Raw genomic sequence first — 13,934 nt, forward strand, 5'->3', positions numbered from 1 at the left:
ACTACATCTCCTCCTTTGAAAGTTGTGAGGATACTATTTCATTGTATATATCACAAGTTTTTAATAATTCATCATGAGTACCTATTCCTGCTATACGTCCGTCATCTAGTACTATTATTCTAGTTGCATCCATTACAGTTGATACCCTTTGCGCTACAAGTATTACTGTAGATTCTTTTGTTTCTTTTAAAAGAGATGCTCGAAGTGCTGCATCGGTTTTAAAGTCAAGTGCAGAAAAACTATCATCAAAAATATATATTTCAGTTTTTTTTATAATAGCACGTGCAATTGATAATCTTTGCTTTTGACCTCCTGATACATTTGTGCCGCCTTGAGCTATAAAAGAATTTTCTTTTTCTTCCATATTATCTACAAATTCTTTTGCTTGTGCTATTTCGATCGCTTTTTTAACCTCTTCTTCTGTTGCATTTTCTTTTCCATACTTTAAATTTTCAAAAATAGTTCCACTAAATAATATAGCTTTTTGAGGGACATAGCCTATTTTACTTCTTAATACATGTTGATTTAAATCTCTAATATTTACTCCATCCACTAAAACTTCACCTTCTGTGGTATCAAAAAATCTAGGGATTAATTTTACTAAAGTTGATTTACCAGACCCTGTCCCTCCAATTATAGCAGTTACTTCTCCTGGCTTACTTACAAAGCTTATATTGTTTAAGACTTTTTCAGTATCTTTTTCATATGAAAAACTTACATTTTTAAATTCTACAAATCCTTTTTTATCTGTATTTTTAATTGCATTTTCTTTGTCACTTAAAGTTTTTTCTATATCTAATATTTCATTTATTCTTGTTGCTGATGCTGATGCACGTGGTATCATAACAAACATCATCGAAAGCATCATAAGTGCAAACATTATTTGTGATAAATACTGTATAAATGCCATTAAATCTCCAACTTGCATTTCGCCCTTATCTATTCTAATTCCACCAAACCAAACAACAGATATGATACTTATATTTACTACAAGCATCATAAGAGGCATAAGTAATGTTATTGTTTGGTTCGCTTTAGTTGCAACTTCACATAAGTCTAAACTAGTACCTTTAAATCTTTTTCTTTCTAAGTCTACCTTGTTAAATACTCTAATAACTCTTACACCTATTAGATTTTCTCTAAGTACCCTATTTAAATTATCTACTCTTTTTTGCATAGATTTAAATAAAGGTACTGCTCTTTTAAGTATTAATCCTATACTTACTATAAGAATAGGCATTGCAACTAATATTATTAATGATAATTTAGCATCTTTTCTAACTGCCATTATAGTTGCTCCTATTGCTACCATTGGCGCATAAAGCATCATCCTAAGCATAATCATAACAACTTGCTGAATCTGAGTTATATCATTTGTAGTTCTTGTTATAAGTGATGCTGTTCCAATTTGATTAAACTCCTGCAAAGAAAAATTCTCTACTCTATCAAATACTTTGTTCCTTAAATCTCGCCCAAAACCCATAGCAACCTTTGATGAAAAATAGCTTGCACTAACTGTAACTACTCCTCCTAAAAAAGTTACTAAAATCATTTTAAATCCAGTATTTATAATATAATTAGTATCTTTATTAATAACACCTTTATCCACTATATCACTCATCAAATTTGGTAAGTAAACGTCAGATAAAGACTGCAAAAATACTAATACAAATATAAGAACTATTATCCATAAGTAAGATTTAAGACCTTTTAATAATTTAACCATATTTTCCTCCTTTAGTTGACTGGTTATATTCAAATTACTGTGATTATTTTACCCTATAAGAATAACTAAGATTCACCAGTAATATATTTATAGTGGCTTAATTTTTATTTGACATAAGTGCTATTTTAATTTTTTATTTTTCCTGAAACATCAACAACTTATTCTTCTTTTTAAGTCAGAAATTTCTGTATTTTGTTACCAACTTGTAATTCCCTTATCATAAAAAATAGTTTATAGTATACTATAGTAGGGGACACATATTATGGTTTAACTTTTAAAAGTTGAAAGGAATGAAAATTTATGAATAAAGTATTTAAAAATTTTAGAAAAAAAGCTACTACGCTTACGCTTGCTGCTATGCTTAGTTTGTCTACACTTACGCTTTCATTTGCAGATAGTTCAAAAGTTGTTACACTTGGTGCAAACTTAAAGCCAGAGCAAAAGCAACAGATGTTAAAATATTTTGGTGTTAATGATAATGAAGCTGTCGTTTTAGAAGTTAATAACCAAGAAGAAAGAAAATATCTACAAGGTGTTGCAAGTGAAGAACAACTAGGTAAAATAACTATTTCTTGTTCTTATGTTGAACCAACTACTAAAGGGAACGGTATAAACGTAAAAACAGCTAACCTGACTTGGGTTACTAGTTCTATGATAGCAACTACATTATCTACTGCTGGTATAGAAAATGCTAACGTAATAGCCGCAGCTCCATTCCCTGTATCTGGTACAGGAGCTTTAACAGGTGTTATGAAAGCATTTGAAGATGCTACCGGTAAATCTCTGCCTGAAGATAAAAAAGAATTAGCTACAGAAGAATTAATTACTACAGGTGACTTAGGAGATGAAATAGGTCAAGATAAAGCTACAGGTGTTATTAATGATATAAAAAGTGAGATAATAAAAAATGGTACTAAAGATACTGTTCAAATAGCAGATACTATAAATAATATAACAAATAACTATAATATAAATCTAACTGACGACCAATTTAAAAAGATAGAAGATTTAATGCTAAAAATATCTCAACAAGATTATGACTATGGTAAAATAAAAAATACTTTAGCTAATGTTTCTGATAATGTAGATAAAAACTTATCAGCTCTTGGTGAAAGTGTAGGTAACTCAGGTTTATTTGATGCTATAGGTAATTTCTTCGGCGGAATAGGTGAATGGTTTGGTAACTTATTCAATTCTAATGATAAAGATTTAGGTATACTTGAAAATACTAATGATGAATTATTAGGATCAAATGCCCAAATAGATGCTACAGATGATAAGGCAATAAACATGCCTTCAAGTGAGCAAGTCGAAGGATTCTTCTCTAAAGTTTGGAATTGGTTTACTGGATTATTTAACTCAAATTCAGAAAATAAGACTAATGATTCTAATGTTGAGTCAACACCTGAACAAAATAATGCAGTTAAACCAAAAGATGATTCTTCTACGAATTTAAATTCTCAAGATTCATCTTTAGATCAAAATACGCCAACTTCTAATACTGGAGATAACCAAGAAACTCAGCAACCTTCAGTAGATGAAAATAATACGCAGGAACAACCTTCACAAGATAATAATCAAACATCTGAAATTCCTCCTGCTCAATAAATAAATTTATAAAATTAGGAAGTGCCCAATTAGAAGTTCATTTTAATTGGACACTTCTTTTTTAGTAAATTATTCATATTAGTTTATAAAAAAAGAGGTATCTTAATTAAGATATCTCTTTTAGAATTTATTATTTAGATATTAATATTAAAGCTTGAGCAATAGTGATTGCAATCGAACTTTTTTTCTTATATGCTATATATACTCCATTCCAATCATCACAGTATTTTTCTTTAAACTTTCTTAATCCTTGGAATGAATATATTTTCTCTCCACAAGAATACACATATCCACCTAATTTTTCTATTTTTCTAGATTGTGTTGATTTTCCAACTTCAGCCAATGGTGCTAATCCCATATTAAACTTTAAATAGCCTTCTTCTTTAGCCCATATAAATAAGTTTACGAACATAAAATCCATCACACCATTGCAAGTACTATTTGAAAATCTCATTAAATCTATTGATAAAGTTTCTTTATCATACATAGGCATAAGATTTGCAAATCCCTTAATTTCGCCTTCTTTATTTTTAACAACCGCAATTGGTTCTCTACTTAAATAATCAACTTTAAAAGATCCTATTGAGAATCCTTTTTCTTTTCTATTACCTAGCCATTCATCTGATACTACTTTTAAACTATTTAAAAATTCATCCGTAAACGGTGGCTTTACTATCTCAAATGTATATTCTTGTTTTGTAACTCTAGATATAGCATTTCTTACACTTTTCATTTTTCGTCCTTCTAAAGTGAATTCCTGCAAATCTACACTAGCTTCTTCGCCCAATTTCATAAAATCATAACCTATTTCATGTAACTGTGGTATTAAACTTTGCTCAACTGAGCAAAATACAGGTGTATATCCATATTTGTCTGCTAATTCGCTAAATTCTTGTACTACATCTAATATTTTATCAGGATTTCCAACCGGACTTCCTAATATAAATATTTTATCTAAACAAATTTGATATTGCATAATAACATCTTTATCTTCATTTAAATAAATAAACTTATCATCTAAATAAATGTAGTGTATCATATTTGATCCTTGATATTTTTCTAGTATATTTTTCAGATCACCTTCACACTGTTTTAATGTAAGTTTGGGTAAATTTTCTGATTTACTACCTAAATACATGATAGCTATATATGCAACAGCCATAGTAAATCCTATCATACTATAAATAAATATATTATGACTATATTGACTATATAGCCAGTATTTATTTGTACGAAGAACATATATATATATTACTTCAAATACTCCTAAAACTAAAATATCTCTTAAAAACTTTTCCCATTTCATTACAAAGCCTTCTCTATAAAATTGTGGCTTACTTAAACAAAGTATAGCTGCTATAGAAATAATATATACAACCGCTAAGTAACCTACATGGTTCATTATTGCTATTACTCCAAACATTAAAACAAGTATAGTTGTTATATTATATATTTTTTTTGATTTATACATTATAAGTCTAGAAGTTGCAATTAATCCAAATCCTAATATAATTGCTATTTGATCAAAATATAATGAGTCTAATTTATTCATCATTAATATATATGATGTTTCTCTTATTATTTTTATATTGTCGTTTAAATTAGGAATAAGTCCATTTATAAGTAAACTTGAACCTGAGAAAAATACGATACCTACTAATATTAAGTATGCTAATTTCGATACAACATTTGTTGCTATTGTTCTTATTTTACTATCCATCTTTAAATAAATTTCATTAGCATATAATATGGCCCCTATAAAAAGAGGTAACAAGTAATATGAAACTCTATATAAAAATATAGCCAATAATATCTTTTCACCTTCTACACCAAGAGCTTGTAATCCTAGCATAAAACTTAAATCAAAAGATCCAATCCCTCCTGGTGACATACTTACAATTGCAACCACAATTGATATCACAAAAATAGGGAAAAATTCTGCTATAGATATTTTTATTCCTAATATAACTAGTATACTATATATTAAAATTATAGTTGTTAACCACTCAGATGCTGATATTAATATTATTTTTATAGCATCTTTAACATCTGTTTTTTCCTCTAAATTTCCTATTAAGTATTTATATGCAAGATATGCAAGTAAAGCTGGTAAGTATATACTTATAAGTATAATTCCTAATACCTTTGGATTAGGAATTTGTATTGTTTTAGTATTCATCATCGTATATACTAAACAAACCATTGAGAAGCCACTTAAATTTAAAGCAATTATTTTAGAAATTTCTTTTATTAATAATTTTTTATCTTCTACATAATCATTATAAAAATGTGTTTTTAATGCTAGTGCTGTACTCCCTCCAAATCCGGCTATACTAGCTACTGAACTAGCTATCCAAGAAAACTTATATAACTTTTTATTATCTAATTCTATATTAACTCTTTTTTTTAATACAAAATCATAAAAGCTAAGTGGAATATATGAAATAATACCTAAAAAGGCTATGCAAATTATATTTAACAGAGATAACTCTTTTGTATATCTTTCAAACTTACTTATATCAAAAGAACTTATTATACCTAAAAATTCTTTTAAAACTATTATTAAAATACCTATCATTAATATTATTTTTAATATATTTTTTATCTTATCTTTATTTAAGTTGTTTTTACTATTTTTAATATCTAATATTTTAGACTGACTATCTTCCATGCCTAAATTCATAACTTAAATACCTCCTAACCTCTTAATATCTATATATTATAATATCAGTTCAGTCTAAAGTTTACCTTACATTAACCTTACAATTTAGTAAGGTTGTTAAAAATAAAAAATAAGATGATAGACATAACAAAATCTACCATCTTATTTTTTATTTTTTAGGAATTCTAATTTCAAAAATAGTCTTAAATTCAGAGTTAATATCCGATATCAATTTTATACTTCCATCGTGTTTTTCAACTATTTTTTTCGTTATAGCTAATCCAAGACCTGAACCTTGCTTTGTATTTCTAGAATCATCACCTACTACAAATGCATCAAATACACTATTTATTATATCCTCTGGTATACCAATACCATCATCTCCAATAGTTATTTTATAATCATTAAATTCTTCCTCTAAAACAATACATATAGTAGTTCCTTCTTTATTATGTTTTATGCTATTTGATATGATATTTTCAAATGCCCTTTTTAATTGAACTTCATCAAAGTAGCATAAAAGTTCATGCTCCGGTATTTCTACTTCCATATTAAAATCTATATCATAAATATATTCATACTTATGGGCTACATAAGCTCTTATAAATTCACTTAAATCTTTTTTTTCTAAATTAAGTTTAAAATCAACATGCTCTAACTTACTATATTCATGAAAAACATTTATAAGCTCAGTTAAATTATTAGATTTTTCATATATTATCTTCAGATATTTTTCTTGATCATCCTTAGATATTATTCCATCGGCTAATGCTTTTGCATATCCTTGAATAATTGTTATTGGTGTTTTCAAGTCATGAGATATATCTGCCAGCATTTTTTGTTTTTCTGATTCTAAATGCTCATTTTCTTCTTTGCTTTTCTTTAGCTTTTGCGACATCATATTGAAATTTTCACAGATTTGCATAAATTCATGCGCTCCTTTATATTCAATACTTTCATAGCTACCACCTTCGGATAGTGAAATCATCGCTTTATTCAATTTTTCAAGCGGTTTTTTTACCTTCCAATTTAGCCACATTACAAATAATGCAGTAGAAATTGTATATATTATTAAAAATATAATAAAAGTTATCATTAAACTTTTATCTAAAATTGTAGCTATTTTATCCTCACTTAATTTACTAATTTTTAAAATCATTGTATATTTATTTTTATGATTATCTTCAAAATGATATTTACTTATATAATACTTCTTTGATATGTTACCAGTTAAATAATCAAACTCTTTTTTAGTATAAGAAGTTTTATTGCTCTCTAAATTACCACCACTATATACAATATTTAAATTTTCATCTAATATTTCAAACCAACCTTCATTATTATCATAATTTCCATCTGATTCATCCGTATACTTATTTTTTGATATTATTGTAATTTTTTTATTGTTTTTATCCTTATACGTTTTTAAATGTATCGATGATTCATACTCATCATAGTCAGGTATATATTTAAGTTCATTATTTGTATATGACGTTATTTGTTCTTTCTTTTTATTGCTCTTATATATTACTTTATTATTTTTATCTAAGATTTGAATATACCCATTTTTACCTACTAAGTCTTTTATATCTAATTCAGTATAATTCCCTTTTTTAAGTATGTCTAGTTGATTTTTAGGGTGCCCATATGGAAAACCTAAAAACTTATCTGTTATAAGTATACCTATAAAAAACATTGCACAAACTATAATTGCATTTGTTATTGTAAAAAGAACATAGTTTTTTATAAGGAGATTAAAGAAGTTTTTTTTCTTAATTTTCTTTAATTTTTTCAATTTTATATCCTACTCCTCTTATAGTCTTTATATATGTTGGATTTTTAGGGTCATTTTCTATTTTCTCTCTAAGCCTAGAAATATGAACCATTATGCTATTTTCATCTATCATCGAATAGTCTCCTTTTATTATTTCTCCTATCTGAACTTTTGTATATACTCTTCCAGGTGATTTCATAAATGTAGTAAGTATTTTATACTCACTAGGTGTTAATATTATTTCCTCATCATTTTTACTAATTACAAAAGTTTCTAAGTTTACTTTTATATCTCCTACTTTTATAACGCTTTCTTTTTTTTCTTTCTCGCTATTTGTTATATCACTATTTAAACTATAACATCTTCTTAACAGTGACTTAACTCTTGCAATTACTTCTAATGGATTAAACGGCTTTGCTATATAATCATCTGCACCTAAATCAAGCCCTAATATCTTATCACTATCTAAATTTTTAGCAGATAAAATAAGAATAGGCATACTGCTAACTTCTCTTATATTTTTTGTTACTTCATATCCATTTAACTTTGGCATCATTATATCTAATACTGCTAAATCTATTTTGTTTTTTGTTATTATATTTAATGCTTCCTGACCATCATTAGCAGCTAATACTTCATATCCTTCATTTTCAAGATAAAGCTTTAAAATATCTACAATATCCTTGTCATCTTCTGCTATTAATATTTTATACTTCATTTAAAAACCTCCATACTACGTTTATATCATTTGTTTGTATATTATTAGCTATTTCATATATAATGTTTAATACTTTTATATTATAATATAATTCTAACTTTTTTCTTAAGATATACTTAAGTTTTCTTAAGTATATCTTATATTTATAAAAATGAGGAGTAAATTTAAGTTAAATTTACTCCTCATTTTTAGCTTTATTTATATTTCTTTGAATTTAAATTTTTGCCATGGTTTTATATAGTCTATTATAAAAATTTCTTCTTCTCTTATTCTTCCAACAACATTTGATTTTCCACTATTTTTCATATTTTTAAGTACTATCTGTAATTCTCCCGCATAATTGCCATATTTACTACTTTCTATTACTATGTCACCTCTTTTTAATATCTCGGGTGAGTTAAATAATTTAAAGCTATGTCCACTATACTTAACTCTAGGTTGAGTAGATCTAATCATATATTCACTTATATCTCCTCTGTTAAAATGTAATTCTTCAAATAGAATTTTTCTCTCAATATCAGGAGTATTTTTTTCTAAGATAATATCAAACTCTACTAAATCTTTTCTTGTAGAACCTAATGCTTCTAACTCCTTTTCTGTTGGGTAGCAATTTGATATTATTATATCATCTATGCAATCTAATGCTATTATATGTTTGGCTTGAACATCTATCGGTAAATTTCTGTGTATTTCAAGAGTTGGTAATCCATCAGTAACAGGCCATGGTCCGAATGTACCTTTATTTTGACTAGTTACAAATACTGCTGTTTTTAATCCATACTTATTAAATCTTTGTGTACATTTTAAAAAGTGTTCTAATTTTAATCCACTATATTTATGAGGATAAAAATTATGGCATCCGATTAAATTATCCTTTTTCGGTCTATAGTCCATTATAGTATTTAAATAATGCGTATCTTGGCTCATATTTATCTCTATTTTTAAATCTTGTGGATTAAACGTCATTAACGATTCTTCATTTCCTGTATATCCTAAGTCTAATCTTATTCCATCTGCGCCTGTTTCTTTAAAAAAAGATAAGTCTTTATAATCTATTCCTAAATCACTAAATACAGAAGGCGCTACATCAAGTATTATTTCAAATCCTTTAGATTTAGCATATTCATTTATTCCTTTAAACTTTTTTATTATATTTTCCTTGCTTTCATGAACAGATAATAAACACGAAAATATTCTAGAAAAACCATTTTTATAGGCTCTATTTATATATTCATAAATTTCTTTTTCACTAGTTTTATCAGGATATATTGATATTCCCAAATTCCTCATATTCATCTCTCCTATATATATATATATATATATAATCAACCAAATGTATATACATTATATATTATACTACTATCTTATTAGTTTTTTCTAGTATTAAATTTTAATTTTTAACCTTAATTTAACACTATTTGTCCAAAAATAAGTTCTTCATTTAACTTATTGGTGCATAATATTTATAAGATTTTAATTTTTTTATTTGGAGGCTTTTATGAATTATTATGATATTTATAAATTAGTAAAAAGTGAAGATTTAAATCACCACGGTACATTATTTGCAGGAAGAATGTCTGAATGGTTTGTTGAAAGTTGCTTTATTACAACAGCTGTTGAATATAAGCATCCCGAAAACTTAGTTTGTGTAAAAATACAAGAACTTAATTTTTATACACCTATAAGAAAAGGAGATATCATTCATATACAATCTAAAATTTGCTTACTTGGTAAAACTAGCTTAACTGTTTATGGAAAAGTAACTCGAAATAATGATGCAAAAGTTCTAGTTGATGGTTATCTAACATTTGTATGCATAGATGAACATGGATGTAAAATGAATCATAACTTAGTTATGGATCCTCCTACTTCAGAGGAAGATATAAAATTAGAAGCTAGAGCAAAAAGTTTCAAAAAACAGTAATATTATTTAATCTTTAAATACCAAAATATTCTATTTACAGAAGATTAAAGTTTAAAATTTTAATATAGTTTCGTATTTTAGAATATATTATGTAGAGTACATTATTTTAAATAACATAATATATTCTAAAATACAAATAATATATACTATACAAATATTTTAACTAAAGTAACATTAAGGAGATATTCTATGGAACCTATTAATATAAAGCGTTTAGAGTTAGAAAATATTTATGGGAAAATTAGCCCATTTGAATTTAAAAATAAGCTTTTAGAACTAGCTACTCAACCCAATAAAAAAAGTACTCGTACTTTACTAGATGCCGGTAGAGGTAATCCTAACTGGATTGCACATGTTCCTCGTGAGGCTTTTTTTACATTTGGTCATTTTGCTATAAATGAAAGTTTAGATTCTTGGCATAAAGGTCCTTTATCTGGCATGCCTAGAAGAACAGGTATATGCAATAGACTATATCAATTTATAGAAGACAATCCAAATCTTCCTCAAATAGAATTTCTAAAACAAATTATCGAATACGGAATAAATAAACTAAACTTTGATCCAGACAAATTTGTTCATGAATTAGCAGATGCTATAATAGGAGATAACTATCCATTTCCTGACAGAATGCTTATACATATAGAAAAAATAGTTAAAGAATATCTAATTCAAGAAATGAAATACAATGTATCTAATGGAGGAAACTTTAATGTATTTGCCGTAGAAGGTGCTACAGCTGCTATGTGTTATGTTTTTGATTCATTAATAGCCAATAATTTATTATTAAAAGGGGATAAAATAGCTATAATGACACCTATATTTACACCATATTTAGAAATTCCGCATTTACCTAGATATGAATTTGATGTTGTTTATATTACAGCTGATGAAACAGCTCCTGATGGTAAGCATACTTGGCAATGTTCAGATAGAGAGTTAGAAAAACTTTATGATAATGATATAAAAGCACTATTTGTTGTTAATCCAAGCAACCCTCCATCAGTTGCAATTTCTCCTAAATCAACTTCAAAGCTAGTTGATATAGTTAAAAATCATAACCCTAATTTAATGATTATATCAGATGATGTTTATGGAACTTTTGTACATGGATTTAAATCTTTAATGGCAGAGCTTCCATATAATACAATCGGCTCTTATTCATATTCTAAATATTTTGGAGTAACAGGATGGAGACTTGGTACTTTAGCACTTCATGAAAATAATATTTTTGATAAGTTAATATCTGAATTGCCATACTCTATAAGAAAAAGAACTAATAGAAGATATGCTGATATGAATACTAATCCTGAGGAAGTTCCTTTTATAGATAGAATAGTTGCAGATAGTAGGCAAGTTGCTCTTAACCATACCGCAGGTCTTTCTACACCTCAACAAGTACAAATGGCATTCTTTTCTGCATTTGCGCTTATTGATAAAGATAATATCTATAAAAATATGACTATTGATATTTGTCATACAAGACGAAAACTGTTGTTTGATAGCCTTGGATTAGAACTTCCTAACGACCCTAATGACGCTTGCTATTATACTCAATTTGACTTATTAGAATGGGCTACACGTCATCATGGAAAAGATTTTGCTGATTATTTAGAAATGAATTATAAGCCTGTAGATGTTCTATTTGATTTAGCTGAAGAATCTTCTATTGTTTTACTAAGTGGTGGTGGATTTGCAGGACCTAAATGGTCGATTAGGATTTCTCTCGCTAATCTTTATGATGAAGCTTACTCAGAAATAGGAGTAGCACTAAAAAAAATATTGGATAAGTACGTTGCAAAATGGAAATCTGACTCTATATAAATATTATAGGTTTTTTATACAAAAGCACTAAAAGATTTAATAAATCAATCTTTTAGTGCTTTTTATTTTTAATTTTTTATTGTAAAAATTTTATTCCAAATTAATTTAATAATTAATAGCAAGATAATAAAATAAATTAATGTGATTAACATACTTTTACTTACTAAAAGGTGAATTACAACAACTATCCCTACTATAAACATAGATTTAAACATAGTTATTATATTATCAGAAGAGTTAGTATTTTTATACTCCTTTGAAAAAGGCATTATTTTATCATTTAATTTAAACGTAATCATTGATGTTATTATTATAGAAACAAACATTACAAATAAATGTATAATAACATGTGTTCCAAATAACATTATAAACCCTATACTCATAATAAGAAATACTGGTAATATAAGCTTATAAATACTCGCTTTAAGCATTCCTTTGTAAACATTTGACTTCTCTTTTATAGGCAGTACATCATAAATCCATGCAGCTTCATACTGAGCTGAAAACTTAAGTGTAGTTACTATACTCTGAGACATTAATACACATAAGTATCCCATGAAATAATTTTTACTACCTCTTAAACTATCTAAAAACTGTATTAATCCGTTACCATCATAAAATGATACTAACATTATAAATGGCATAAATGCTCCCATTGCTAATGATGGATAAATTTTAGTTTTAAATTCTCTATCCTTACTTAAAACATCATAAACAAAATTGAAAAATACTCTTTCTTCTTTATTTTTACAAATAATCTTACTCATTTTCTGGGAAATAGTTTCTTTAGTTCTTTTATTTTTATATGTATTATCACTTAGTTTTTGTAAATTATTTTCAAACACTGGTATTAATTTAACATATGCTATTATTGAAATTATCGGTATCACGATTGATAATACACTCATAATTTTAGTTAAACTGTCTACATTAGTTCCACTTATTACATTAAAATTTGATGCAAACCACATAGGGGGCATTAATACATGCCATACATTTGGTTTATATACGAAGTTAAAATCTACAAATGTAAAAGCTCTTCCTACAAATTGATATCCTACTATAAATACTAATAAAAAAAGTATTTGAAAAGCATTTATCATGTCTTTTAACTTTTCTCCGCTAAATATCTTCAATATAATAAAATACATAAGTGCTGTAATTATTATCATCAGGATATCAATTAAAATAATACTAATCAAAAACAATGCTATAAATTTAGGACCATATCTAAGTCCTGCAATTACAGCAGTTATACATATAGCTAAACTTAACTGTGATATGTATATAAATATATGAGTAAATTTTGCTGCATTTAAAGTTTTTAAGTCTACCCCTTTTGTAACAATTATATCCTTATCATTTATATCTAATATTACACTTGAAAAGTCCGATATAAATACACTTAATATAAGTACCATAAAAAAACTAAAATACAAGCTCATTTTTATAATTGGATTTATGTCCATACTTATAATTGGAGCTGATATCAACCCTACTACTGCGTATATTATTAAAGACATGTAGAAAGAATTTTTATCTTTGACTTCTTCTTCTTGATTTAATATATTTTGGCCACGTCTTCCATCCATTATTAATTTAGATTGGACTATAAGCCTCATTATTTCATAGTTTATACCTAGACCTTTGTATATGCCCTTAAACAAATCTAGTATGTTTAATATATAAAAGTCCTTCATA

The 13,934-nt window shown here is 26.7% G+C and carries 9 protein-coding genes; 3 read left to right on the forward strand and 6 right to left on the reverse strand.

What is annotated here, in order from left to right:
- Position 1 precedes the first annotated feature (1 nt).
- Positions 2-1,726, reverse strand: coding sequence for an ABC transporter ATP-binding protein (locus NWE74_RS05500; RefSeq protein ID WP_258242230.1), 1,725 nt, complete (start codon positions 1,724-1,726; stop codon positions 2-4).
- 300 nt (positions 1,727-2,026) lie between these two features.
- On the opposite strand from NWE74_RS05500, the gene NWE74_RS05505 reads away from it, so the two are divergent.
- Positions 2,027-3,334: a DUF1002 domain-containing protein gene (locus NWE74_RS05505; RefSeq protein WP_258242231.1), complete on the forward strand. Its 1,308-nt coding sequence runs from the start codon at positions 2,027-2,029 to the stop codon at positions 3,332-3,334.
- A 130-nt stretch (positions 3,335-3,464) separates the two neighbouring features.
- On the opposite strand, the gene mprF is transcribed toward NWE74_RS05505, so the two are convergent.
- From mprF to NWE74_RS05525, 4 genes are all read right to left on the reverse strand, one after another.
- Positions 3,465-6,017: a bifunctional lysylphosphatidylglycerol flippase/synthetase MprF gene (mprF, locus tag NWE74_RS05510; protein WP_258242232.1), complete on the reverse strand. Its 2,553-nt coding sequence runs from the start codon at positions 6,015-6,017 to the stop codon at positions 3,465-3,467.
- 148 nt (positions 6,018-6,165) lie between these two features.
- On the reverse strand, positions 6,166-7,791 hold the full coding sequence (locus NWE74_RS05515; protein WP_258242233.1) for a HAMP domain-containing sensor histidine kinase: 1,626 nt from the start codon (positions 7,789-7,791) through the stop codon (positions 6,166-6,168).
- Positions 7,769-8,488, reverse strand: coding sequence for a response regulator transcription factor (locus NWE74_RS05520; RefSeq protein ID WP_258242234.1), 720 nt, complete (start codon positions 8,486-8,488; stop codon positions 7,769-7,771). Before NWE74_RS05520 ends, NWE74_RS05515 begins: the two co-directional genes overlap by 23 nt.
- 198 nt (positions 8,489-8,686) lie before the next feature.
- Positions 8,687-9,778 (reverse strand): DUF871 domain-containing protein, encoded by a 1,092-nt coding sequence (locus tag NWE74_RS05525; RefSeq protein WP_258242235.1) that lies wholly within the window; start codon positions 9,776-9,778, stop codon positions 8,687-8,689.
- A 208-nt stretch (positions 9,779-9,986) separates the two neighbouring features.
- On the opposite strand from NWE74_RS05525, the gene NWE74_RS05530 reads away from it, so the two are divergent.
- Together NWE74_RS05530 and aspD are read left to right on the forward strand one after the other, a co-directional pair.
- Positions 9,987-10,412, forward strand: coding sequence for an acyl-CoA thioesterase (locus tag NWE74_RS05530; RefSeq protein ID WP_258242236.1), 426 nt, complete (start codon positions 9,987-9,989; stop codon positions 10,410-10,412).
- A gap of 189 nt (positions 10,413-10,601) precedes the next feature.
- Positions 10,602-12,233 carry an aspartate 4-decarboxylase gene (gene aspD, locus NWE74_RS05535; RefSeq protein ID WP_258242237.1) on the forward strand — a complete coding sequence of 544 codons (1,632 nt, stop codon included), beginning with the start codon at positions 10,602-10,604 and terminating at the stop codon, positions 12,231-12,233.
- A gap of 68 nt (positions 12,234-12,301) precedes the next feature.
- Here the strand turns inward: aspD and NWE74_RS05540 are convergent, their stop codons facing one another.
- Positions 12,302-13,933, reverse strand: coding sequence for a hypothetical protein (locus tag NWE74_RS05540; protein ID WP_258242238.1), 1,632 nt, complete (start codon positions 13,931-13,933; stop codon positions 12,302-12,304).
- Position 13,934: the final 1 nt, after the last annotated feature.

This window comes from Romboutsia lituseburensis, assembly GCF_024723825.1.
GTDB lineage: Bacteria > Bacillota > Clostridia > Peptostreptococcales > Peptostreptococcaceae > Romboutsia_F > Romboutsia_F lituseburensis_A.